Annotated in this window: 22 protein-coding genes; 9 read left to right on the top strand and 13 right to left on the bottom strand. The window is 61.7% G+C overall.

Translation table 11 applies throughout. The features are described from left to right. The first annotated feature begins 127 nt into the window (after window positions 1-127). Entirely contained in the window at window positions 128-1,369 is a 1,242-nt protein-coding gene (locus tag AC07XF_RS13980; RefSeq protein WP_495026945.1) for a TIGR03862 family flavoprotein, read from the top strand. A 117-nt stretch (window positions 1,370-1,486) separates the two neighbouring features. Here AC07XF_RS13980 and rhlE1 read toward each other — a convergent pair whose 3' ends face one another. Further along, window positions 1,487-2,824 (bottom strand): RNA helicase RhlE1, encoded by a 1,338-nt coding sequence (gene rhlE1 / locus AC07XF_RS13975; protein WP_495026944.1) that lies wholly within the window; start codon window positions 2,822-2,824, stop codon window positions 1,487-1,489. 78 nt (window positions 2,825-2,902) lie between these two features. Further along, entirely contained in the window at window positions 2,903-3,835 is a 933-nt protein-coding gene (gene yedA, locus AC07XF_RS13970; RefSeq protein WP_495026943.1) for a drug/metabolite exporter YedA, read from the bottom strand. A 163-nt stretch (window positions 3,836-3,998) separates the two neighbouring features. Here yedA and AC07XF_RS13965 point away from each other — a divergent pair, with 163 nt between their 5' ends. Continuing rightward, window positions 3,999-4,451 (top strand): Lrp/AsnC family transcriptional regulator, encoded by a 453-nt coding sequence (locus tag AC07XF_RS13965; protein WP_007990688.1) that lies wholly within the window; start codon window positions 3,999-4,001, stop codon window positions 4,449-4,451. Between the two features lie 113 nt (window positions 4,452-4,564). On the opposite strand, the gene AC07XF_RS13960 is transcribed toward AC07XF_RS13965, so the two are convergent. From AC07XF_RS13960 to AC07XF_RS13950, 3 genes are all read right to left on the bottom strand, one after another. Continuing rightward, the gene (locus AC07XF_RS13960) at window positions 4,565-5,176 is read right to left on the bottom strand and encodes a 3'-5' exonuclease (protein ID WP_495026942.1); all 612 of its coding nucleotides are present in this window, start codon (window positions 5,174-5,176) and stop codon (window positions 4,565-4,567) included. 22 nt (window positions 5,177-5,198) lie between these two features. Continuing rightward, on the bottom strand, window positions 5,199-5,678 hold the full coding sequence (locus tag AC07XF_RS13955; protein WP_007990686.1) for a LabA-like NYN domain-containing protein: 480 nt from the start codon (window positions 5,676-5,678) through the stop codon (window positions 5,199-5,201). 198 nt (window positions 5,679-5,876) lie between these two features. Next, window positions 5,877-6,650, bottom strand: coding sequence for a DUF2076 domain-containing protein (locus AC07XF_RS13950; protein ID WP_495026941.1), 774 nt, complete (start codon window positions 6,648-6,650; stop codon window positions 5,877-5,879). A gap of 178 nt (window positions 6,651-6,828) precedes the next feature. Between AC07XF_RS13950 and AC07XF_RS13945 the strand changes: the two genes are divergently transcribed. Next, window positions 6,829-7,503: a YciC family protein gene (locus AC07XF_RS13945; RefSeq protein ID WP_442097802.1), complete on the top strand. Its 675-nt coding sequence runs from the start codon at window positions 6,829-6,831 to the stop codon at window positions 7,501-7,503. Window positions 7,504-7,569: 66 nt separating this feature from the next. Next, on the top strand, window positions 7,570-8,649 hold the full coding sequence (locus tag AC07XF_RS13940) for an endonuclease/exonuclease/phosphatase family protein (protein WP_495026940.1): 1,080 nt from the start codon (window positions 7,570-7,572) through the stop codon (window positions 8,647-8,649). Window positions 8,650-8,779: 130 nt separating this feature from the next. Here the strand turns inward: AC07XF_RS13940 and AC07XF_RS13935 are convergent, their stop codons facing one another. The 5 genes from AC07XF_RS13935 to AC07XF_RS13915 all read right to left on the bottom strand — a co-directional run bounded on the left by AC07XF_RS13935 (window position 8,780) and on the right by AC07XF_RS13915 (window position 14,658). Next, window positions 8,780-9,613: an ABC transporter ATP-binding protein gene (locus tag AC07XF_RS13935; protein WP_116264110.1), complete on the bottom strand. Its 834-nt coding sequence runs from the start codon at window positions 9,611-9,613 to the stop codon at window positions 8,780-8,782. Then, window positions 9,601-10,404, bottom strand: coding sequence for an ABC transporter permease (locus AC07XF_RS13930; protein WP_442097808.1), 804 nt, complete (start codon window positions 10,402-10,404; stop codon window positions 9,601-9,603). Before AC07XF_RS13930 ends, AC07XF_RS13935 begins: the two co-directional genes overlap by 13 nt. A 9-nt stretch (window positions 10,405-10,413) precedes the next feature. Beyond that, window positions 10,414-11,400, bottom strand: a complete 987-nt coding sequence (locus tag AC07XF_RS13925) for an ABC transporter substrate-binding protein (protein WP_495026939.1) — start codon at window positions 11,398-11,400, stop codon at window positions 10,414-10,416. 375 nt (window positions 11,401-11,775) lie between these two features. Beyond that, complete coding sequence (locus tag AC07XF_RS13920) at window positions 11,776-13,146, bottom strand: aspartate aminotransferase family protein (RefSeq protein ID WP_495026938.1); 1,371 nt, start codon at window positions 13,144-13,146, stop codon at window positions 11,776-11,778. Window positions 13,147-13,167: 21 nt separating this feature from the next. After that, window positions 13,168-14,658, bottom strand: coding sequence for an aldehyde dehydrogenase (locus AC07XF_RS13915; protein WP_495026937.1), 1,491 nt, complete (start codon window positions 14,656-14,658; stop codon window positions 13,168-13,170). A 226-nt stretch (window positions 14,659-14,884) separates the two neighbouring features. Here AC07XF_RS13915 and AC07XF_RS13910 point away from each other — a divergent pair, with 226 nt between their 5' ends. Further along, complete coding sequence (locus AC07XF_RS13910; RefSeq protein WP_495026936.1) at window positions 14,885-15,814, top strand: LysR family transcriptional regulator; 930 nt, start codon at window positions 14,885-14,887, stop codon at window positions 15,812-15,814. Between the two features lie 113 nt (window positions 15,815-15,927). Here the strand turns inward: AC07XF_RS13910 and hrpB are convergent, their stop codons facing one another. Next, a complete protein-coding gene (gene hrpB / locus AC07XF_RS13905) occupies window positions 15,928-18,444 on the bottom strand; it encodes an ATP-dependent helicase HrpB (RefSeq protein WP_495026935.1) in 2,517 nt (838 codons plus the stop codon). A 100-nt stretch (window positions 18,445-18,544) separates the two neighbouring features. On the opposite strand from hrpB, the gene pmcY reads away from it, so the two are divergent. Continuing rightward, complete coding sequence (gene pmcY / locus AC07XF_RS13900; protein ID WP_007990667.1) at window positions 18,545-18,964, top strand: periplasmic Zn2+ metallochaperone PmcY; 420 nt, start codon at window positions 18,545-18,547, stop codon at window positions 18,962-18,964. Between the two features lie 31 nt (window positions 18,965-18,995). Then, the gene (locus AC07XF_RS13895) at window positions 18,996-19,901 is read left to right on the top strand and encodes a cation diffusion facilitator family transporter (RefSeq protein ID WP_495026934.1); all 906 of its coding nucleotides are present in this window, start codon (window positions 18,996-18,998) and stop codon (window positions 19,899-19,901) included. Here AC07XF_RS13895 and AC07XF_RS13890 read toward each other — a convergent pair. Then, window positions 19,895-20,944: a DUF6515 family protein gene (locus AC07XF_RS13890; RefSeq protein ID WP_495026933.1), complete on the bottom strand. Its 1,050-nt coding sequence runs from the start codon at window positions 20,942-20,944 to the stop codon at window positions 19,895-19,897. The two genes, AC07XF_RS13895 and AC07XF_RS13890, sit on opposite strands and share 7 nt — an antisense overlap. Window positions 20,945-21,380: 436 nt before the next feature. Here AC07XF_RS13890 and AC07XF_RS13885 point away from each other — a divergent pair, with 436 nt between their 5' ends. Next, window positions 21,381-21,860 carry an Lrp/AsnC family transcriptional regulator gene (locus tag AC07XF_RS13885; RefSeq protein ID WP_007937367.1) on the top strand — a complete coding sequence of 160 codons (480 nt, stop codon included), beginning with the start codon at window positions 21,381-21,383 and terminating at the stop codon, window positions 21,858-21,860. A gap of 188 nt (window positions 21,861-22,048) precedes the next feature. After that, a complete protein-coding gene (locus tag AC07XF_RS13880) occupies window positions 22,049-22,258 on the top strand; it encodes a DUF2788 domain-containing protein (RefSeq protein ID WP_007975837.1) in 210 nt (69 codons plus the stop codon). On the opposite strand, the gene AC07XF_RS13875 is transcribed toward AC07XF_RS13880, so the two are convergent. Further along, window positions 22,253-22,888, bottom strand: coding sequence for a pseudouridine synthase (locus tag AC07XF_RS13875; RefSeq protein ID WP_495026932.1), 636 nt, complete (start codon window positions 22,886-22,888; stop codon window positions 22,253-22,255). The genes AC07XF_RS13880 and AC07XF_RS13875 overlap by 6 nt on opposite strands. Window positions 22,889-22,927: the final 39 nt, after the last annotated feature.

Below are 22,927 nucleotides of genomic sequence, written 5' to 3'. Positions count from 1 at the left end.
CCCCCCCCCCCCCCCCCCCCCCCCCCCCCCCCCCCCCCCCCCCCCCCCCCCCCCCCCCCCCCCCGCTCCCACATGGGGCTGTGCTGATAGAATGCGCGACTTGTCCCGTCAGACCGCAGCGCATTCCATGACTCAATCCTCGTCAGCCCTCTCCCATAATGTCGCCATCATCGGCGGCGGCCCTGCCGGTTTGATGGCCGCTGAAGTGTTGAGCCAGGCCGGGATCAAGGTCGACCTGTACGACGGTATGCCCTCGGTCGGACGAAAATTCCTCCTGGCCGGTGTCGGCGGCATGAACATCACTCACTCCGAAGCCTACCCGGCGTTTCTCTCGCGCTACGCCGAACGCGCCCCGCAGATCGCTCCCCTGCTGCGCGGCTTCGGTGCCGATGCGTTGTGCCAGTGGATTCACAACCTGGGCATCGAAACCTTCGTCGGCAGCTCCGGCCGGGTATTCCCCACTGACATGAAAGCCGCGCCGCTGCTGCGCGCCTGGCTCAAGCGCCTGCGCGACAGCGGCGTAGTTATCCACACCCGCCACCGCTGGCTCGGTTGGGACAAGCGTGGCGGTTTGCGCATCGACAGCCCGGAAGGCGAAAAAACCGTTCAAGCCGCTGCCACCCTGCTCGCCCTCGGTGGCGGCAGTTGGTCGCGCCTGGGCTCGGACGGCGCATGGATGCTGCCACTGGAGCAGCACGGCGTAGGACTGGCGCCGTTGCAACCGAGCAATTGCGGCTTCGAGGTGCAGGCCTGGAGCGAATTGATGGTCAGCAAATTCGCCGGCGCGCCGCTGAAAAATATCGCCATCGGCCTTAACGACGACGTTCCGCGACTCGGCGAATGTGTGATCACCGCCACCGGGATCGAAGGCAGTTTGATCTACGCCCTGTCGGCATCCATCCGCGAGGCGATCAACCAGCACGGTTCGGCAACGATTCATCTGGACCTGTTGCCCGGCCGGCCTGTGGATAAAGTTCAGGCGGCGTTGAGTAAACCCCGGGGATCACGCTCCATGGCCAAGCACCTGCACAGTCAGTTGGGTATCGATGGGGTAAAAGCGGCGCTTTTGCGTGAACTGACCAGCGCCGAGTGCTTTGCCGATATCGCCTTGCTGGCGAACGCGATCAAGGCATTGCCACTGACACTGGTGAAAGCCCGCCCACTGGACGAGGCCATCAGCAGCGCTGGCGGTGTGTTGTTCGAGGCGATGGATGAGCGATTGATGCTCAAGCAAATGCCAGGCGTGTTTTGCGCCGGGGAAATGCTTGATTGGGAAGCGCCGACGGGCGGCTATCTGCTGACCGCGTGTTTTGCCAGTGGGCGAGCGGCGGGGTTGGGGATGGTGGAGTGGCTGAAGTGCCAGGCTTGAAGACCGAGGCGCGCCCTTCGCGAGCAAGCCCGCTCCCACAGGGGATTTGTGCACGACACAGATCCAGTGTGGGAGCGGGCTTGCTCGCGAAGGCGGCCTAACAGACGCTGCGTGTAATCAAGGCTTACGCTTACGCGGCCCGGTATTGAACACCGGCACTTTGCGCACAGGCTTGATCGAAGGCTCTGCCGGAGCAACCTCTCCGCTATCAACCCACTTACCGAGATTGCGCTTGCCGCCACCACCGGAAGCCTTGGGCTTCTTCGGTTTTTTCGGCTTCTTGACGACCTGACCGCTGGCATCGGTGTCCGGTACGCGGTGTTCGGGTTCAAAGTCCGGCTCGTTCTGACGCTTTAGTGTCTGACGGGTCAGCATCTCGATGGCCGACAGAAGATTCACTTCATCGGCGCACACCAGGGAAATCGCCTCACCGGTCGAACCCGCACGGCCGGTACGACCGATGCGGTGGATGTAGTCCTCGGCCACGATTGGCAGGTCAAAGTTGACCACCAGCGGCAAGTCTTCGATGTCCAGACCACGGGCGGCGACGTCGGTGGCGACCAGGATCTGCACTTCACTCGCCTTGAAACGGTCCAGTGCGCGCTGGCGGGTCGCCTGGGGTTTGTCGCCGTGGATGCCGTCGGCATTGATGCCCAGGCCCTGGAGTTTTTCCACCAGCGCATCGACGCCATTACGGGTCTTGGCGAACACCAGCACCTGCTTCCACTTGCCCTTGCGCATCAGGTGCACGAACAGCTCCGGCTTGCGCTTCTTGTCCACCGTCACGATCCATTGCTTGACCGTATTGGCCGCGACGTTGCGTGGGCTGACTTCGATGCTCAGCGGGTCGTTGAGCATTTGCCCGGCCAGCAGGCGGATGTCATCGGAGAAGGTCGCGGAGAACAACAGCGTCTGACGTTTCTTCGGTAGCGCGCGGTAAATGTTCGCCAGCTCCTCGGAAAAGCCCAGGTCGAGCATGCGGTCGGCTTCGTCCAGCACCAGGGTTTGCAGCTGGTTGAACTTCAAAGCGTTCTGGCGGAACAGGTCGAGCAGACGGCCCGGGGTCGCCACCAGCAGGTCGACACCGCTACGCAGCTTCATCATTTGCGGGTTGATGCTGACGCCGCCGTACACCGCGTAGGTGCGCAACGGCAGGTTCTCGGCGTACTGGCGCACGGCTTCGTGAACCTGCTCAGCCAGTTCGCGGGTCGGCACCAGGATCAGTGCACGCACCGAGTTGGCGGTGACTTTCGGCCCTTCCATCGCCAGCAGTTGCAACAGCGGCAGGGCGAAACCGGCGGTCTTGCCGGTGCCGGTCTGGGCGGCGGCCATCAGGTCGCGACCGGCCAGCACCGCCGGAATGGCTTGCGCCTGAACCGGCGTCGGAGTCTGGTAGCCGAGCGTCTCAAGGGAGCGCAGCAAGGGTTCGATCAGGCCAAGGGTGGCGAAAGTCATGGGAGTACCGTAGGAAAATTCAGCGCGGGTTGTTCAAAACAAGTGTGCAAAACAAGATGCAATGCCGCGCAGTTTACCCTAATTCACACGGGATTCTGTCGTCGGCACCGCCGCCACTACTGGCCGTTCCGGCTTGCGCCGCCACTGCGGCAGGCCAATCAGCACCACCGCACTGATGATCACCAGCATGGCCAGCGCTTCTTCGATCCCAATGGTCTCGCCGACAAACACAATCCCCAGCAACACCGCCACCGCCGGATTGACGTAGGCATAACTGGTGGCCGCCGCCGGACGCACATGCTTCAACAGGTACATATAGGCGTTGAAGGCGATGATCGAACCGAACACGGTCAGGTACGCCAGCGCGGCCCAGCCTTCGATTGGCGGCACCTTTTCCAGGTGTTCACCGCTGACCGCACTGCCGATCAGCAATACCACGCCGCCCACCAGCATTTCCACGGCACTGGCCATCGCCCCTTGAGGCAGCGGCAGATGTTTGCTCCACACCGAGCCAAAGGCCCAGGTTGCCGCAGCGAATATCAGCAACGCCGCGCCCAGCGGACTCGATTGCAGGTTGGAGCCGAGATTGAGCATGGCGATACCGATCAGCCCGAGCACAATCCCGGCCCATTCGAGACGGGTATTACGCGCGCCCCAGAAATATCCGCAGAGCAAGGTAAACAGCGGCACCGTCGCCACCGCCAGCGCCGCCACGCCCGAAGCGACGCCGGTGTGTTCGGCCACGCTGACTGCGCCGTTGCCACACGCCAACAGCAAAATGCCGATGATCCCGGCCGCTTTCCATTGCGCCCAGGTCGGTGCCGGCGCCCCGCGCCAGCGCAGGAAGGTGTACATCAAGGTACCGGCGATGACGAAACGGATCCCGGCCAGCAGCAGCGGCGGCCAATATTCCACGCCGATGCGAATCACCAGATAGGTCGAGCCCCAAATCACGTACAGCGCGAAGAAGGCGGCGATCAGCGGTAAGGGAAAGCGACGTGGGCCAGGCATGGGAGCAGCTCGCAGACAAGACAAGTGAACGGCTATTCTAGAAAGGCCAACGGCGGAAAATAAGTTACAAAACCTGTTTATCGCACCGGTACACTTTTCAAAGCACGGAGTTTCTTGCGATAGACCGTGTTTTCGAAAGCCAGCCATTTTCAGGAGTCATCCCATGGACAAATACGACCGCATGCTGCTCAGCGCCCTGCTGGAAAACGGTCGCGCGTCCTACGCGGACCTCGCGCGCAAGGTCAACCTGTCCGCCCCTGCCGTGGCCGAGCGCGTGGCCAAACTGGAAGCCAGTGGCGTGATCACTGGTTACCAGGCGAAAGTCGACATGGCCAAGCTTGGCCTGCCGATCCAGTGCGTGATCGAACTGCGCCTGAACCAGCACGGCAACCAGAAAGCCTACGACGACCTGATCAAAATCCCGCAATTGACCGAATGCCATCGGGTGACCGGCGATCCCTGCGTGATCATGCAAGCGGCGGTGGGCTCGATGCCGGAGCTGGAAGAATTGATCAACCGGATTGCCACGTTCGGGTTCAGCAAGACGTCGATTGTGCTGTCGAGTGCGATAGAGAAGCGGGTGCCGTTGGGGCACATTGAAGGCAATGGCAAATAGATTACATGTAGGAGCTGGCTTGCCAGCGAAGACGGATTCACATTCAACATGAATGTTGGTTAATCCGCCGCTTTCGCCGGCAAGCCGGCTCCTACAGGGGATGTGCGGTGTATTCAGAACCCGCGATAGCGCTTGAGGTGTTCGCCCACTTTTGCCGCCGGGACTTTCTGCAGCTTGCACAGCAAGTCATGGGACAGCTCGCGCAAACCATGCTTCTGGAGCAATTCTTCCTCCAGGTGCGCCGTCAGGTTGGCCGCCATCTCGGCATCGGCCATGGCCCGGTGGGCCTTGCCGGTGTGGGGCAGGTTGGCAAATGTGGTGAGGGTGCCGAGTTTGTGGTTCGGTGCGGCAGGCATCAAGCGCCGGGCCAACAGCAGCGAACAGGCAAAGTTCTGCAAGCGGGTGCGTTTGATTCGCCCCAGTTCGAAGTCCCAGAACTTCTGGTCGAATGCGGCGTTGTGCGCGAGCAACGGAGTGCAGCCGACGAACTCATTCACTTCGTTCATCACCTGCTCCGCCGACGGCGCGGTGCGCAGCATGGCGTTGCTGATGCCGGTGAGCTGCTCGATGAAGGCCGGGACGCGCACGCCGGCGTTCATCAGGCTTTGGTAACGCTCGACGATGCGCCCCTGCTCAAGGATCACCACGGCAATTTCCGTGGCCCGGCAGCTGCTGCTCGGGGAGATCCCGGTGGTTTCAAAGTCGATAACTGCTATGCGTTCCAAACCTGGTTCAACTCCGTAAAAATCAATTCTTGAGCAGCAACGCGCCTTCGATTGGCACGTAGCGGCTGGCGGCGCGGATCAGCGAGTTGGCGGTCAGGCCCGGCACGCCGTAGGCCACCGCTTGCACGCCGTGTTTGCTGATGATGCGTTCGAGCAGCATGTCGAAATCGCCATCGCCGGAGGCCAACACGATTTCGTCGACATGGTCGGCGGCGTCCATGATGTCGAGGGTGATGCCCACGTCCCAGTCGCCCTTGGCCGAACCATCGCTGCGCTGGATGTAAGGCTTGAGCTTCACGGTGAAACCGAGGTTGCGCAGGATCTGCTGGAACTGCTGCTGTTTGCTGTCGCCACGGTCGATGGCGTAGGCGTAGGCTTCCACGATCTCGCCCTGCTTGCTGATATCAGCCCACAGCGCGGCGTAGTTGAAATGGCAACCATAGGCCTGACGCACGGTGTAATAGAGGTTTTGGACGTCGGCGAACACTGCGATTTTTTTCACCGGTATTCCTCAAAGGCTGAATCAGGCACCCGGCCCGAAAAGTCGCCCAGTATGCCAGCCCGAAGGATTGTTCCGCGAATAATCGGCTATGTGGCGAGGGAGCTTGCTCCCGTTGGACTGCGTAGCAGGCCCCTCGGGTTCTAAAGTAAGGGGGCTGCTTCGCACCCCAGCGGGAGCAAGCTCCCTCGCCACTGGGTGTCAGACGAAGGAATCGTCGTCGCCGCCGAATAACGAGTCATCGCTGTAGTCAGCGTCGCTGAACCCGCCCTGATCGTTGCCGTAGGAATCGTTACCGGCCATGCGCTGGTCATCGCCCCAGCCATTGTTGCCCTGGTCATTGACCTGGGCCGGCTCTTCCTTGATGACTTCGACGACTTCCGGTTGCTGATTGTGATGGAACAGGCTGCTGATGCCTTGGGCCAGCATCACGCCACCGGCGACACCGGCCGCGGTTTTCAATGCGCCACCGAGGAAACTGCTGCCGGCCGCTGCCGGGGCCTGCTGTTGCGGCGCATAGCCCTGCTGTGGAAAGTTTTGCTGCGGGGCGCCGAAGTTCTGCTGGGGCGGTGGCGCGCCAAACGACGAACGCCCCGGCTCACGCCAGCCACCACTCGATGGTGGTGCGCTCTGGGTGGGTGCCGGCTGAGGCTCACGAGAGCTGCCGCCAAAGATGCTCGACAAAAAGCCACCGCCACCCGGTGCCGGAGCAGCCGGTTGGGCCTTGGCTTGTTGCAATTCTGCCTGCAACTGCTGAACTTGCTGGGTCAGTTGCCTGTTCTGTTCATCAAGGCTCTTGATCGCCGCCTCTTGTACCAGAATCGCCTGGGTCATGAAATAACCTGCCGCTGGCTGGCGCGTCAGGTGTTCCTTGATCCGCGCCTCGGCCTGGGCATCGCGCGGGGCTGAGTCCGTTTCGGCCTGTTGCAGCCGGGAAAACAGTCCATCGATCAGGGTTTGTTCTTCGCTGTTCATGGCGACCTCGTAGATTGCCGGGAAAATCGTTGCCTTTATCCACTGAGGATAAGGTGCTCAACCTTAATGGAGGCTGAAACAATATGTTTCAATGACCTTTACCGAACGTTTACGTTTGCGTCCCCGAGCGCTTGATCGGTTAAAGTGAGCCACTGCGTCCAACCTGCGATACCCACTGATGAATCCGTTAGATGTCCTGCGTGACTCGCTGTATTTCTTCAAGCGCAATCTGAGCCAGATCGTGCAGCTGTGCCTGCCGCTGGTGATGCTTGAGGCGCTGCTGCAACAAGTGGTCGACCACTCCACCGAGCCGGACAGTTTCCCCGGTATCAGCGTGATCGTCGGCCTGCTGGTGTACCCGCTGTATACCGCCGCGCTGATTCTGTTCCTCGACGCCCGCAGCCGAGGCGAGTCGCCGCGCAACCGCGACCTGCTGGCGATGGCGGCAAGCCTGTGGCCACGCTTCGCCCTGCTGACGGCGCTCAATACCGTGCTGATTCTGCTTGGCCTGTCACTGTACTTTCTGCCGGGCATCTACCTGATGGTGACCCTGGCGTTTGGTGAATACCTGCTGGTGTTGCGGGGCCTGGCGCCGCTGGCAGCCATGAAGGAAAGCCTGCGCATGACCCAAGGCCACTTTCTGCGCATCCTGCTGTGCATTTTGTGTGTGATGGGGCCGTTGTGGCTGCTCAAGGGGGCAACCCTGGCGGTGTATCCGGAACCGCAAAACCCGGTGATTTCGCTGCTGATCGACAGCGCCCACAGTTTCCTGCAGCTGTTTACCAGCGTGGTGCTGTTCCGGCTGTTCATGCTGATCAACCCGTTGCCTGAGAGAAATGACAGCTCGCTCTGACCCAGGGCACGACCATCGCTCCCGGGTATGCTCGGGAACAATTTTGTAACGCTAATAAGCCGAGCCATGACCCGTCTACTGCGCTACACCCTGCTGGGCCTGTTGATTGTGATCGGCCTGATCGCCGTGATGATCTACAGCCTGACCTGGCGCCCCGACGCCAAAGAAGTGTTACCCGTCAGTTGCAGTGCCCAGGCCCCCACCCTGGTCCCCGGGCAGGCGCTGAAGGTGATGACCTGGAACGTCCAGTACCTGGCCGGCAAGCGTTACGTGTTCTGGAATGACCTGGCCGCCGGCACCGACGAACGCCCTACACCTGAGGACATGGCCTTCAGCCTCGACGAAGTGGCGCGGGTGATTCGCGACGAACAACCGGACATCGTGCTGTTGCAGGAGCTGGACGACGAAGCCAAGGCCAGCGATTACCAGCACCAGCTCAAACTGCTGCAGGAACGGCTCGCCGACTTGTATCCGTGTGGCACCAGCACCTTCGACTGGAAGGCCGACTTCGTGCCGAACCCACACATTTTCGGCAGCGTCGGCCGGCAACTGGCAACCCTGAGCCGTTACCAGATCGAACATGCCGAACGCCTGCAACTGCCCGTCGCCTCGGGCAATCCGGTCAGCCGCCAATTCAAACCCAGAGACGCCTTGCTGGTGAGCTACTTGCCATTGAGTGATGGCGGGCAGCTGGCGGTGCTCAATACCCATCTGGACCGCGCCACCCAAGCCGACAATGCCTTGCAAGACCAGGTGAACGCCGTGGCCAGGGCCCTCGATAAATTCGAAAGCCGTGGCACGCCGTGGCTGATCGGTGGGGATTTCAACCTGTTGCCGTTGGGCCAGTATCGACGCCTGTCCGATGTGCAACGCACGCCCTACTCCGCCGACAGTGCGTTGCATGTGCTGTGGGACAAGTACCCGATGATCCCGACCAACAACGAAGCCAGTGGCATCGACCGCGAGCGCTGGCTGACCCACTACCCGAACGACCCCGGGCTTAAGGGTCCGGACCGGACCGTCGACTACCTGTTCTACAGTCCGCGGATCAAACGGGTCGAAGCCATGGTGAGGCAAGACGATACGTTGCGTATCTCCGATCACTTGCCCGTGATTGCCCGGTTCCTGTTGCCGGCTGCGCCCTGACCCCGAGTCAACACAAAACCTTGTAGGAGCTGGCTTGCCAGCGAAGAGGCCAGTACATCCAAAATCAATGTCGTTTGTTGCACCGCTTTCGCTGGCAAGCCAGCTCCTACAGGGGGTGTGCATTTGCGACTTAATGCACCTCTTCCAGATCGTCATGCAGCAGCCCGAAGATCTCGCGCTTCATCTCGATGAACGAGCGCTCCATGACCATGTCCAGGTTGCGCGGACGTTCGATCGGCACATCCAGAATCTGCTTGATCCGCCCTGGCCTGGCGCCCATGACGTAAACCCGGTCGCCGAGCAGAATCGCCTCGTCGATGTCGTGGGTCACGAACAACACGGTCTTCTTGCTGTTGCCCCACACCCGCAGCAACAACTGCTGCATTTGCAGGCGCGTCTGGCTGTCGAGGGCACCGAAGGGCTCGTCCATCAGCAGGATCTGCGGGTCATTGGCCAGCGCGCGGGCAATGGCGACGCGTTGCATCATCCCGCCGGACAATTGCTTGGCGTAGTTGTCGGCAAAACCGCTCAGGCCCACTTCGTTGACGTAGTAGTCGACGATATCCTTGCGTTGCGCCGCCGGCATGCCGCGACGCTTGAGGCCGAACTCGACGTTCTGCCGCACGGTCAGCCACGGGAACAGCGTGTAACTCTGGAACACCATGCCGCGATCCGCGCCAGGGCCTTCAACCTGCTGGCCGCCGACGTAAATCTCGCCGGAGGTCGGCTCGGCCAGACCTGCAGTCAGATACAGCAGGCTCGACTTGCCACAGCCCGAAGGGCCTACCAGTACGGCGAATTGCTGGTCCGGCACTTCGAACGACACCTCCTGCAACGCGGTGAATGTGCCGCCATCGGGTTTCTTGTAACGCAGGCTGACCTTGTCCACTTGCAGCCGTGGTGCGTTCACCGGGGCAGTCTGAGGAGCGACAAAACGATGAGTGGCGGCGGTTACTGAGCCCATGCGGTGATCCTCAGACGGAGAAAACGGAACAGTTGATCGGTGACCAGGCCCAGCAGGCCGATGATCGCGATGGCGAGGAAAATCACATCCACCTGAAAGCCGCGCATGGCCTTAAGGCTCAGGTAACCCAGGCCACTGGAAGCGGCGACCAGTTCGGCGACCACCAGGTAAGTCCAGGCCCAGCCCATGGTCACGCGCAGGGTGTCGAGCACGCCTGGCAGGGAAGCCGGGGCGATCACGTGCAGCACCGCATCGCGGCGATTGGAACCGAGGGTGTAGGAGGCGTTGATCAGGTCCTTGGAGATGCCTTTGGACACGTCCGCGATCATCACCAGTTGCTGGAAGAACACACCGAAGATGATCACCGATACCCGCTGCTCCAGGCCGATGCCGATCCACAGGATGAACAGCGGCACGAACGAGGTCACCGGCAGGTAGCGAATGAAGTTCACCATCGGCTCAAGGAAGGCCTGGACGATGCGGAAGCTGCCCATCAGCAACCCCAGCGGTACCGCCACCAGGGACGACACAATGAAACCGACCATCACCACTTCGACGCTGGCCCACACATGCTGGCCGAGGGTGCCGTCGCGACCGAGGCGTACGGCGGCCTCGACCACCGCGCCCGGCGTCGGCAGGAACATACCCGGCACCACGCCACCGTAGGACAAACCGGCCCACAGGCCGACCAGCAGCACCCAGGCCAGACCGCTCGCGCTCCAGATCACCGAGACCGGCAGGCCGGTCTTGGGCGTGACGCAGCGGCTCAGCCATGAATTGCGCTTGAACATGCAAACCTCCTAGAGGGGGGTGACGAAACGGTTGTCGATCAGGTCGTCATTGCTGACGTTGTAGGGCTTGCCTTGCAGCTCACTGGCAGTCTCGTTGGCCAGTTTGATCAGCGGCGCGCTGTCACCCGGTTTGCCCGGCGCGCCCAGGAGTTGTTCACTCATGGCCTGATCGTAGAAACGCACGCCTTGGGCGGCCGCTTCGAGTTCCTTCGGATCGGCCAGGTAACCGCCGACACCCTTGGCCATGATTTTGTAGGCTTCCTGCGGATGATCCTTGGTGTACTGCACGGCTTTGTACAAACCGGCCACCAGTGCCTTGACGTCTTCCGGCTGTTTTTCGATGACGGTGCAGTTGAGCGCTACCACATCGACAATCACGCCCGGCGTGCTGCTGCTGTCGATCAACACCTTGCCCTGTTTCTTGTCGCGGACCATCGACAGGTGCGGCTCCCAGGTCACGGCGGCGGGTACGCGACCGGCGATGAACGCGGTGGCCGCATCGTCGGCCGTCATGTTCTGCACGGTGATGTCGCTCATTTTCATGCCGTTCTTTTTCAGCAGATACGACAACCAGAACTGCGAGGTCGACCCTTCGTTCACCGCCACGGCCTGGCCCTTGAGCTCTTGCAGGCTCTTGACGTCCTTGCCCACCAGCACGCCGTCGCCACCATGGCTGTCGTCCAGTGCGGCGACGGCCTTGAAGCAGAATTGCGGACGGTACTTGAGCACCTCGTCGATGGTCGACGCCGAGCCGGACAACTCGCCGGAAGCTTGTGCGGCCATATACATCGCCGCTTCTTCGACCACCGGCAACTCGACGGTCAAACCGTTTTCCTTGAAGTAGCCAAGGTCCTGGGCCAGGTACAGGGTGCCGTAGCCGACCCAGGTGGTATGACCGATGGACAGGGTGCCGGCCTGGGCGCTGGTGGCGACCGTCGCGGCGATGGCGGTAATCGCCAGTGGATGGACAACGCGCGTAAGCAAGGACTTGATCATGGAGCACTCCCAAAGCTGTTGATTTAGTTTTGTCATGGGCAGTACGGCGAGCCCCGAATCGGCTGCTACCTGTGGTCTCTGAGGGACCCTTCGGCGGGCAGCATTCGGCGGGCTGGCGAGATCGATGTTGGCCCAAGGGCGGGATTAGGAAAATGAGGAAATATGTGGACGCGAACGATGAAAAAACTCGTTAGCGCGCACTGTGAAAGGGCGTTGTCGGCGGGGATGCACGGGGTGGGTGCAAGGTGCTGGAGTTATGTTGAATGGGCCATAGCATTCGCGAACAAGCCCGCTCCCACAGGGGATCCGTGTCAGACACAAATCCAATGTGGGAGCGGGCTTGCTCGCGAAGAGGCCCGAAAGAACGCTACACGATCAGAGCCGGCCGTATTCCTGCGCCGTTCGATCTACCGCTTTCAAGGTCTTGGCGATCAGTTCGTCAATCTCCTCACGACTGGCAATCAACGCCGGCGCCATGATCATCCGGCCCAACGTCGAGCGAATGATCACCCCCTCCTCGAAGCCAATCGTGCGGCAACGCCAGGCGATGTCGTTTTCGTTGGCAAAACGCTTGCGGCTGTTTTTGTCCTCAGCCAGTTGCAGCGCCGCGACCATGCCGGTGCCCTGGATATCGCCCACCAGCGGGTGCTTGCCGAACACTTCGCGCAGGCACTGTTGCAGGTACGGGCCGATGTCATCTTTGACCCGCGTCACCACGCCTTCATCGCGCAGCGCCTTGAGGTTGGCAATCGCCACCGCCGCCGCCACCGGGTGCCCGGAATAGGTCAGGCCGTGGGCAAACACGCCGCCCTGTTCCACCAGCACCGAGGCCATTTTTTTCGACAGGATCAAGCCGCCCATGGGGATGTAACCCGAGGTCAGGCCCTTGGCGATGGACAGGGTGTCCGGCTCGAAACCGAAGTACTCGTGGGCGAACCATTCGCCGGTACGACCGAAGCCGCCGATCACTTCATCGGCGCACAGCAGCACGTCGTACTTGCGGCAGATACGCTGGATTTCCGGCCAGTAGCTTTCTGGCGGGAAGATCATCCCGCCTGCGCCCTGGAACGGTTCGGCGATGAAGCCTGCGACCTTGTCCGCACCCAGTTCGAGAATCTTCGCTTCCAGTTGCTGTGCCGCACGCAGACCGAATTCGGCTGGCGTCAGGTTGCCCTCGTGAGCGAAGAAGTACGGCTCGTCGATGTGCTCGATGTGCGGAATCATGCCGCCCATTTCGTGCATGAATTTCATGCCGCCCAATGCGGTCGCGGCCAGGGTCGAACCGTGGTATCCGTTCCAGCGGCCGATCATGATTTTCTTCTCGGGCTTGCCGAGTACCTGCCAGTAACGACGCACCGTGCGGATCAACACCTCGTTGGCTTCGGAGCCGGAGTTGGTGTAGATCGCGTGGCTGTAGTGCCCCGGCAGCAGGCTGAACAGCAGCTCGGAAAGCTCGATCACCTGCGGGTGGGTGGTGTGGAAAAACATGTTGTAGTACGGCAGCTGTTCCAGTTGCAGGCTCGCCGCGGCCGCCAGGTCCTTGCGCCCGTAACCGAGGTTGGTGCACCACAGCCCGGACATGCCGTCGAGGTAACGCCGACCGTCGTTGTCCCACAGGTGCAGGCGTTCGCCACGGACCATCACCCGTGGCCCCTCATCGTTGAGAGCTTTCTGATCGACGAACGCATGGATGTGGTGCGCAGCGTCGGCGGCCTGGTAGTCGCGGGTTTCACGTGGTGTGGTCATCGCCAGTTCTCCGTTTTGTTATCAGCGCAATTGAAACCAGGTGGTCTTCAACTGGGTGTATTTATCGAATGAATGCAGGGACAGGTCGCGGCCGAAACCCGACTGCTTGCCACCGCCAAAAGGTACGGTCACGTCCAGCGCATCGACGCTGTTGACCGACACCGTGCCCGCTCGCAATTGTCGCGCCACGCGGTGGGCGCGATTGAGGTCGTCGGTCCACAGCGAGGCCGCCAGACCGTAGACGCTGTCGTTGGCCAATTGCAGCGCATGGGCCTCGTCGTCGAATGCCGTGATGGCCAGAACCGGGCCGAATACTTCATCGCGAAACAACGGCATGTCCGGCGTCACGCCGGTGAAAATCGTCGGCTGAATGAAGTTGTCGGAACCGTTGAAGATCGACTGCCGACCGCCACACACTTTGCTCGCGCCATGTTGCTCGGCGTGCTGGATGAACTTCATGATGCGCGCTGTCTGACGGCTGTCGACGATGGCCCCGGCGGCGCTCGACGGATCCAGTGGATCGCCCGGCTGCCAGCGCTCGGCCTGGGCCTTGAGGCGTTCGACGAACTCGTCATGAATCGAGCGCTGCACCAGTAACCGCGAGTTGGCCGAGCAGACTTCGCCCTGATTGAAGAAGATGCCGAACGCAGCTTTCTCGGCGGCCAGGTCCAGGTCCTGACAATCGGCAAACACCAGGTTGGCGCTTTTGCCGCCGCACTCCAGCCACACCTGCTTGAGGTTCGATTGCGCCGAGTACTGCATGAAATATTTGCCGACTTCGGTAGAGCCGGTGAACACCAGGCAATCGACGTCCGGGTGCAGGCCAAGGGCCTTGCCGGTCTGCTCGCCGAGGCCCGGCAGCACGTTGAGTACACCGGCCGGAATACCCGCCTCCAGCGCCAGCTCAGCCAGGCGCAAGGCGGAAAACGGCGACTGTTCGGCCGGTTTGAGAATGACCGAGTTCCCGACGGCAAGAGCCGGGGCGAGTTTCCACGCGGCCATGTCCAGGGGGAAATTCCACGGCACCACGGCAGCGACCACGCCGAGGGCTTCGCGGGTGATGGTCGCCAGAACGTTCTGCGCACTCGGCGCGACCTGATCGTAGAGTTTGTCTAGGCTCTCGGCGTACCAGCGGAACACACCGGCGGCACCCGGCACGTCGATGTTATAGGCGTCCGCGACGGGCTTGCCCATGTTCAGCGAATCGAGCAGCGCCAATTCTTCACGGTTTTCAAGGATCAAGTCGGCCAGGCGCAACAGCACTTGTTTACGCTCGGTCGGCGAACGTGCCGACCAGGTCCCGGCTTCAAACACTTGCCGCGAATTGCGCACCGCCGCGTTCACGTCTTCCTCGCCACAGGCCGCGACATTGGCCAGGCATTGCCCGGTGGCGGGGTTGATCGCGGCGAAAGTCTGCCCCGACTGCGCCGCACGGCACTGGCCGTCGATCACAGCCTGGTCGGGAAACCGCAGGGAAGCGGCTTTGCGTTGCCAATACTCAAGCTCGAACACGTTCAGATGCTCCAGAGGACATTCTTGTGTATTGGATAGTCGCTCAGGCCCAAGCGGTGGAAAACCAGTAAAAATGTGTTCGCAGGCCAAGAAAAAACTACGTAGCCAATCTCCCTTCTGGTGCAGCATGTGGTTATTGTTCAACCACAACAAATCGCTACCCGAGCGGATAGGGGTGGCGCGCAAATTGCCTGGATGCCTGATCCGTTCTCCCCCGAGGTTTGCTGTGGCTGCCTACAATCTGCGTCAACTGAAGTACTTCATCACCACCGTCGAGTGCGGCAGCGTCGCCGAGGCCTCGCGCAAGCTGTACATCGCCCAGCCGTCGATCTCCACGGCCATCAAAGGGCTGGAAGACAGCTTCGGTGTGCAACTGCTGATCCGTCATCACGCCCAGGGCGTGTCATTGACCCCCAGCGGTGCACGCTTTTACCGCAAGGCCCAGGAACTGCTGCGCATGGCCAAGGAGTTCGAACAGAACGCCCTGGCCGACAACGACGTGGTGTCCGGGCAGATCGATATCGGCTGTTTCGAAACCGTCGCGCCGCTGTACCTGCCGCAATTGATCGCCGGGTTTTCGGCGTTGTATCCGGGGGTGGAAATCCGCATTCGCGACGGCGAGCAGCAAGAGCTGGTGCAAGGCCTGACGTCCGGCGCGTTCGACATGGCAATTCTTTATGAACACGATCTGGACGGCACCATCGAAACCGAACCGTTGATGCCGGCGCAACGACCCTATGCCCTGCTCCCGGCGGATCACCGCTTCGCCCAGCAGGCCCAGGTGTCGCTGCGGGACTTGTGCCTGGAGCCGATGATTCTTCTGGACGTGCAGCCGAGCCGGACCTACTTCGTCAGCCTGTTCGATGAGCTGGGCCTGACCCCACGCATTGCCTTCAGCTCGCCATCGATCGAGATGGTGCGCGGCATGGTTGGACAAGGATTCGGCTTCTCGATCCTGGTCACCAAACCGCATTCGGAGTGCACCTACGACGGGCAGAAAGTGGTGTGCGTGGACATCGCCGAAGACGTCACCGGTTCCGGGCTGGTGGCGGCATGGCTCAAGCGCGGGCAACTGACCAAACCGGCGCAGCTGTTCGCTGACTATTGCCGCGAACAACTGACCGCCAAATCCGAAAGCTCACGCACTCAACTGTAGGAGCTGGCTTGCCAGCGAAGGCGCCCGAAAGGTCATTTCACGACTCAAGACCGCCTTCGCCGGCAAGCCGGCTCCTACAGGGGAATGCGTGCGGTATGCTAGCGGCGTTTGATTTATTTACGCGGTTTGATCCGCGCGGTGGCTTCGGCCACCAGCGGATCATCCGGCCAATAATGTTTCGGGTAGCGCCCCTTCAAATCCTTTTTCACCTCGGCGTAAGTGCTGCGCCAGAAGTTCGCCAGGTCCTGGGTCACCTGCACCGGCCGCCGCGCCGGAGACAGCAGGTGCAGTTTCACCACCTGCCGGCCTCCGGCGATGCGCGGGGTTTCGGCCAGGCCGAACAGCTCTTGCAGGCGCACCGCCAGGATCGGCGGTTGTTCGCTGTAATCCAGGCGAATCGACGATCCCGATGGCACGCTCAAATGATGCGGCGCCAGCTCGTCCAGTCGTTGCGGCAACGGCCACGGCAGCAGGTTGTGGACGATGCTCGACAGGTCCAGATTGGCGAAGTGACTGAGACGCGACACTTTGCCCAGATACGGCATCAGCCAGTGTTCCAGGCTTTTGAACAACGCTGCATCGCTGACATCCGGCCACTCGCTCTCGCCTTTGCCGGCGAGGTCCAGTTGCCGCAACAACGCGACCCGCGCCTGCCACTGACGCAGCTCCGGGGTCCACGGCAACAGCTCCAGGCCTTTGCGCCGCACCAGGTTCACCAGCGCCTGGCTGCGGGCGGTTTCGTCGAGCCCCGTCAGCGGCTCACGGCTGAGGATCAGTTCGCCAACCTTGCGCTGACGCTCGGCCCGCAGCACGCCTTCACGTTCGTCCCAATCCAGTTGATCGACGCAGCGCACCTGCTCGGCCAGCACTGAATCGAAGAGCGTCGGATCGAAGTCCGTCGCCAGATAAATCCGCTCTTCACGCTGGCCCTGACGACTGCCCAGATCGGCGATCACCAGCCACGGTTGCTTCATCAGGCTGTCGGCCTCGGCAAACAGTGCGGCACGCCCGTTGGCCAATCGATATTCCGCGCCACCGGCCCGCCGCTGCTGGGCGACGCGGTCGGGATAGGCCAGCGCCAGCAATGCACCGAGCCAGCGCGGGTGATCCGGATCGCTGACCGGCTCCGCGGCTTTGCCGCGCAGGTAACCACGATATTGCCGCGCCAGTTGCCGTGCGCGCTGCACGCCCCCCTGGGCACCGCGTGCGGCGCGCTCTTCGCCAGACAGCAGCACCAGTCGGCTGTGCAAGTCCGCCCCGCCGCCACGCAAAATATCGCGTTCGCCAAGCAGTGCGGCGACGTCGCAAGCCATATCCGCCAGACCCAGCGCCTGGCCGCGCAACAGCAAATGCGCGATACGCGGATGCGCCGGCAGTTCGGCCATGGCCTGACCGTGACGAGTCAGCGCTTCGCCCTCCAGTGCGCCCAAGCGTTCGAGCAAGTCCTGGGCCTGCGCATACGCGGCGGCGGGCGGCACGTCGAGCCACACCAGTTGCCCCGGCGTCACACCCCAACGCCCCAGTTGCAAGGCCAGTCCGGCAAGGTCCGCCGAGAGAATTTCCGCACTGCCGTAGGCCGCCAGTTGCTCGTGCTGATCCTGTGACCACAAGCGATAACACACGCCCGGTTCCAGGCGCCCGGCCCGGCCGGCGCGCTGGGTGGCGCTGGCCTTCGAGATGCGCTGGGTATCGAGGCGGGTCATGCCGCTGCCGGGGTCGAAACGCGGCACCCGCGCCAACCCGGCATCAATCACCACGCGCACGCCGTCGATGGTCAAACTGGTTTCGGCGATGTTGGTGGCCAGCACCACTTTGCGCTTGCCCGCCGGTGCCGGATCGATCGCGGCCCGTTGCGCGGCCAGGTCCAGTTCACCGTGCAACGGGCACAGTAAAACCTGTGGGTTGTCGCCCAACGCATCGGCCAGTTGCTGATGCACGCGGCGGATTTCTGCCTGCCCCGGCAGGAACACCAGCACGCTGCCGGTCTCGTCGTTCAAGGCTTCAAGGATGGTCTGCACCAGCCGCGGCTCGATGAATTCACCGGCCTGGAACGGCCGCCCCCAGCGCATCGCCACCGGGTACATGCGCCCTTCGCTGCGCAGGATCGGCGCGTCGTCCAGCAGCCCGGCCAAGCGTTCGCCTTCCAGCGTGGCGGACATCAAGAGGATTTTCAGTGGCTGGTCGTCCCGGAACAGCTCGCGGCCATTAAGGCTCAGGGCCAAGGCCAGGTCAGCGTCGAGGCTGCGCTCGTGAAATTCGTCGAAAATCAGCAGGCCCACGCCTTCCAGCGCCGGATCATCCTGCAAGCGCCGGGTGAGGATGCCTTCGGTGACCACTTCGATGCGGGTGTTGGGGCCGACTTTGCTATCGAGTCGAATGCGATAACCCACGGTTTCGCCGACTTTCTCTCCCAGCTCACTGGCCAGCCGTTCCGCCGCTGCGCGTGCGGCCAACCGGCGGGGCTCGAGCATCAGGATGGTCTGCCCGGCCAGCCACGGTTCGTTGAGCAGGGCCAAAGGCACGCGGGTGGTTTTACCGGCGCCGGGCGGCGCTTCGAGCACGGCTTCGTGGCGTGTAGCGAGGGCTTCACGCAGGGCGGGTAAAACTTCATCAATCGGCAAAGAAATCATGCTGGCTCCAAAACAGAGGGCCGAGTATAACGGCGAACTGTTTGGCGTAGTCTGGGCTCTAATCAGTAACGTTCTTGGCGTTCTACTCAGGAGATTTCAAATGCGTGCTCCCTTTCGCCTGATTGGCGGTGTTTTGGTCGCAACCTTGCTGACTCAAGTGACCGCCTGCGGTTCGATTTTCTACCCGGATCGTCGTGGCCAGATCGAAGGCAAGATCGACCCGGCCATCGCCGCGCTCGATGCCGTAGGCCTGCTGTTCTACATCATCCCCGGCCTGATCGCGTTTGCCGTGGACTTCGCCACCGGTGCGATTTACTTCGAGCCGGGCAAGACCGCCCAGGTCGACCCGCAAAAACTCAAGGACGCCATCGGCCCCGACGGCAAGGTCGATAACCGCAAGTTGCAGACTATTCTGGAAAGCGAACTGGGCCGCAGCTTCCCGCTGGACGATCCACGCCTGATCCAGAGCAAGGGCAGCACCCAGCAACTGGCGATGTTCGGCCTGCAACCGGCCGCGTAATCCCTACGTGCGAAAGGACTCTCAAGAAACGATGGCCACTAAGACCTCCAGCTCCGAACACGCCCGCCTGCTGCGGCTGGCGACCCGTGCCTCGGTGGCGGTAGCGTGCACGTTGATCGTCGCCAAAGCCATCGCCTGGTGGCTGAGCGGCTCGGTGAGCATGCTCGCCGGACTCACCGACTCGGCACTCGACGGCGTCACGTCATTGCTCAACCTGCTGGCGGTGCATTACGCCCTGCGCCCCGCCGACGATGATCATCGCTACGGGCACGGCAAGGCCGAGTCATTGGCGGGCATGGCCCAGGCGTTGTTCATTGGCGGCAGTGCGGTACTGATTGCATTGCAGGCCTACGATCGGCTGAAACATCCCGAACCGGTTGGCGCGCCGTGGATCAGTATTGGCGTGATTGTGTTCTCCCTCGCCCTGACCCTGGCCTTGCTGATGCTGCAACATCGGGTGATCAAGGCTACCGGCTCCAACGCCGTGCGTGCCGACTCGCTGCATTACCGTTCGGACATGCTGCTCAACGGCAGCATTTTGCTGGCGCTGGTACTGGCCGGGTTTGGCTGGATTCAAGTCGACGCCTGGTTTGGCCTGGGCATCGCCGCCTACATTCTGTGGAGCGCGGTGCGGATCGCCCGGGAGAGCTTCGCGGTGTTGATGGATGAAGAACTGCCGCCGGATGTCAGCCAGCACATGCTGGAACTGGCATGCAGCGTGCCCGGTGTGTTGGGTGCGCATGACCTGCGTACGCGGATCTCCGGCAACCAGTGGTTTGTGCAGTTGCATCTGGAGTTGCCGGGGGAACTGACGCTGTCAGTCGCCCACGGCATCAGCGATCAGGCTGCTGCGGCCATTCACAGCGCCTACCCGCGCGCCGAAGTGCTGGTGCACGCCGACCCGCGGGAAGTGGTGAAAACCGCCCGGGCTCAGTAATTCACCTGATAACCGCGACTGCTCAGGCAGTTGCCCTGGGCCTGTCGGTAGGCTTGCACCACCGACGGGTCTGGCTGGTAGGTGGCGGTTCGTGGATCGAAACCACTCTGTTGCACCGCGTATTGATAACACTCGTAGCCATCCCGACTGACCTGCTCCGGCGACTGACCGTTGGCCGGATACGCCTCCACGTCATAACTGTTGCTGCCGGCTGGCGGTTGCGCCTGCGATTGGCCAACCGGCGGCTCGACCACGACGTAGTCCTGAGTGCTCTCCTGGTAGGCGTAATACGAACCGGCCGCGAGGAACAGCAGCGCCCCGCCGATCCACACCTGTTCGGCGTAATCAGGCAGGTAGCTGACGCGAATCCCCCGTGGTGGCTCTACCACCTCATAACGCGGGCCCAGCGGGCGATACCAGTAGCCACCGGAATAGTAATAATCCATGCCACGGTAAGGCACGCGGAAGTTACGCTCGGGGAAGCGGTCGATCACCTGGCCGGGGCGATACCTGGGGCCTGGCCCCCAGCCGTTACCATAGCCACTCGAGCGCCCCTGCCAGTGATTGTCATAGGACGGTACGTTTGTATAGCCACTCCAGTGCTGGTTGTAATTGTTGCGACGCGGCTGGTCCTGGTAGTAACCGCGCTGCGGCTGCTGGGTCTGGCGCACGGTGTCGGGACGGGGCTGGATCGGCATGTCAGTGGCCGGCAACTGCGGCGGTGGCGGCGGCGAGCGAACCCGGCTGTTGAAATCCGGCGCTGGACGGTTCTGCCACTGTCCGTTGTTCTGATGTTGATTCTGGCCGTTGTGCTCGTCATGGCGGTTGTCGTTGTTCTGCGCACGAGGCTGATTCTGCTGCTGGCCGTTTTGCGGCGGCGGCTGATTGTTGCCGCCATGGCCCTGATTGTTGCCCTGATGACCATCCTGGTCATGTTGTCCGCCATCGTGACCACGGTTTTGCTGTTCATCGGCCAGCGTTTGCGTAGCGACGCTGGCACACAACAAACCTACACCGGCTAGACGCCAGATGCGCGATTTCATGCTTTTCCTCACGGAGGGTTAGGGCCTGTACGTAAGACTGGAAAACCTCAGGCCGGTTCTGCATCAGGTTATCAGTCGCGCAACTTATTTATTGAGGGCTGGGGGGCAAATTCCGCGCAAGAAAAAGGGGAGACCCGTCGGCCTCCCCTTGAGAACTTCGTCCTGGCTCGACGCTTTTGACGTCGGCTCACCTCACGCCGTCTTCTGGACAGTGTGTAGCTCGGGGGCCGGCACATCCCCGGTGGGGGTGGCGACCGCGGCGGGCCTGATTGGGCGGGCCGCACTGGACTGTTTGTCCGAGCAGTGATTCTGGTGATAAGAATAGGCCGGGAGCGCTGGCAGAGGATTGCGAAGATTGCTGAATTAAACATCACTTGCGCAATTTTTAACCCTGGATAGATAATCCGTCGCAATAGTTACGACAAAGGACCGATTGATGAGCAAACTCGACCGTTACGACCTGAGTATTTTGGCGGAATTGCAGCGCGACGCGCGTATCTCCAACCAGGAACTGGCCGAGCGCATTGGCCTGTCACCTTCGCCGTGCTCGCGGCGGGTCAAGCAACTGGAGGACGACGGCTACATTTCCCGTCAGGTCGCCCTGCTCGACCGCAAAATGCTCGGCCTGAGCCTGACGGCCTATGTGTTGATCGGCATGGACCGTCACACACCGGAACGTTTCGAAAACTTCGAAGCAGCCATTCGTACCCTGCCCCAAGTGCTCGAATGCAGCCTGGTGACCGGAATGGATGCCGACTATCAACTCAAGGTCGTGGTGCCGGACATGGATCACTACCAGAAACTGCTGCTCGGGCATCTGACCCGGATTGAAGGGGTGACCAGCGTGCGCTCGAGTTTTGTGCTGAATCAGGTTTTGAATAGCACCGAACTGCCTTTGACTCATCTGCGCAGCTAAGTACGCCTTCGCTGGCAAGCCAGCTCCTACAGGTATTGCGCCGCCCTTGTAGGAGCTGGCTTGCCAGCGAAGAGGCCGGAACAGGCGACGAATGACTGCGACACACCGACGCAGGTCAATACAGCGCGAATTCTGTGTGGCGTATACTCGGCGCGCCCTTTTAGCCTCGCCCGCGCTGGAGATGTTCGATGGATCCTGCAGTTTTTGAAGAATGGATGATGACCGGTCTGGTCACGATCCTGATCATTTTCATGGGTTTCATCGTCTGGGATCTGGCGAAGAAGTCCAAGGCCGGGCGCTTCGGCTCGTTCATCCTGTTCTTTGTTCTGGGCCTGGGCGTAGCGGCGTTCATCATCAAGAGCGTGGTGATCGGCCTGATCGAATCCGGCGCCTTATAAGCGCGCCGGTACTTCTTTCCACTGGCCCTGATCGAGCCCTTCGATTGTCCAGTCGCCGATTCTGACCCGCACCAGGCGCAAGGTCGGCAACCCGACCGCAGCGGTCATGCGCCGCACCTGACGATTGCGCCCTTCGCGAATCACCAACTCCAGCCAACTGGTCGGCACGCTTTTGCGAAAACGCACCGGCGGATTGCGCGGCCACAGCTCGGGCTCGTCCAGTTGCCGCGCCTCGGCGGGCAAGGTCATGCCGTCATTCAATTCGACGCCGTCACGCAAACGCTGCAATTGCTCGGCGCTCGGCTCGCCCTCGACCTGCACCCAATAGGTCTTGGCCAGTTTGTGTTTCGGGTCGGCGATCCGTGCCTGAAGCTGTCCGTCATTGGTCAACAACAGCAAACCTTCACTGTCACGGTCCAGCCGTCCGGCCGGATAGATCCCCGGTACATCGATGTAATCCTTGAGCGTCGCGCGCCCTTCTCCGTCGCTGAATTGCGTCAGCACATCGAACGGTTTGTTGAACAGGATCAGCTTCGGCTCGGCCGGTGGTGCCTTGGCGACACGCCGTGGAGCAGATGAAGAAGGCTTCACACCAGGGCGGCGGGAAGGTGGGCGAGATGGACGCGACATGGGCAAAACAACATCTAACGGTCAGGGCTGCTAATGCTA

It is taken from the genome of Pseudomonas sp. GW821-FHT01C01 (genome assembly GCF_059422645.1).
Note: the sequence above shows the minus strand (reverse complement) of the source record. Positions and strands in the feature narration are given on the sequence as shown.

What these genes read in the sequence shown, in the direction of transcription:
- AC07XF_RS13880 (WP_007975837.1), top strand. Translation starts at nt 22,049, where the DNA reads ATGGATCCTGCAGTTTTTGAAGAATGGATGATGACCGGTCTGGTCACG.
- yedA (WP_495026943.1), bottom strand. Translation starts at nt 3,835, where the DNA reads ATGCCTGGCCCACGTCGCTTTCCCTTACCGCTGATCGCCGCCTTCTTC.
- AC07XF_RS13920 (WP_495026938.1), bottom strand. Translation starts at nt 13,146, where the DNA reads ATGACCACACCACGTGAAACCCGCGACTACCAGGCCGCCGACGCTGCG.
- AC07XF_RS13890 (WP_495026933.1), bottom strand. Translation starts at nt 20,944, where the DNA reads ATGAAATCGCGCATCTGGCGTCTAGCCGGTGTAGGTTTGTTGTGTGCC.
- AC07XF_RS13895 (WP_495026934.1), top strand. Translation starts at nt 18,996, where the DNA reads ATGGCCACTAAGACCTCCAGCTCCGAACACGCCCGCCTGCTGCGGCTG.
- AC07XF_RS13935 (WP_116264110.1), bottom strand. Translation starts at nt 9,613, where the DNA reads ATGGGCTCAGTAACCGCCGCCACTCATCGTTTTGTCGCTCCTCAGACT.
- AC07XF_RS13940 (WP_495026940.1), top strand. Translation starts at nt 7,570, where the DNA reads ATGACCCGTCTACTGCGCTACACCCTGCTGGGCCTGTTGATTGTGATC.
- AC07XF_RS13875 (WP_495026932.1), bottom strand. Translation starts at nt 22,888, where the DNA reads ATGTCGCGTCCATCTCGCCCACCTTCCCGCCGCCCTGGTGTGAAGCCT.
- rhlE1 (WP_495026944.1), bottom strand. Translation starts at nt 2,824, where the DNA reads ATGACTTTCGCCACCCTTGGCCTGATCGAACCCTTGCTGCGCTCCCTT.
- pmcY (WP_007990667.1), top strand. Translation starts at nt 18,545, where the DNA reads ATGCGTGCTCCCTTTCGCCTGATTGGCGGTGTTTTGGTCGCAACCTTG.
- AC07XF_RS13945 (WP_442097802.1), top strand. Translation starts at nt 6,829, where the DNA reads ATGAATCCGTTAGATGTCCTGCGTGACTCGCTGTATTTCTTCAAGCGC.
- AC07XF_RS13930 (WP_442097808.1), bottom strand. Translation starts at nt 10,404, where the DNA reads ATGTTCAAGCGCAATTCATGGCTGAGCCGCTGCGTCACGCCCAAGACC.
- AC07XF_RS13925 (WP_495026939.1), bottom strand. Translation starts at nt 11,400, where the DNA reads ATGATCAAGTCCTTGCTTACGCGCGTTGTCCATCCACTGGCGATTACC.
- AC07XF_RS13965 (WP_007990688.1), top strand. Translation starts at nt 3,999, where the DNA reads ATGGACAAATACGACCGCATGCTGCTCAGCGCCCTGCTGGAAAACGGT.
- AC07XF_RS13950 (WP_495026941.1), bottom strand. Translation starts at nt 6,650, where the DNA reads ATGAACAGCGAAGAACAAACCCTGATCGATGGACTGTTTTCCCGGCTG.
- hrpB (WP_495026935.1), bottom strand. Translation starts at nt 18,444, where the DNA reads ATGATTTCTTTGCCGATTGATGAAGTTTTACCCGCCCTGCGTGAAGCC.
- AC07XF_RS13980 (WP_495026945.1), top strand. Translation starts at nt 128, where the DNA reads ATGACTCAATCCTCGTCAGCCCTCTCCCATAATGTCGCCATCATCGGC.
- AC07XF_RS13885 (WP_007937367.1), top strand. Translation starts at nt 21,381, where the DNA reads ATGAGCAAACTCGACCGTTACGACCTGAGTATTTTGGCGGAATTGCAG.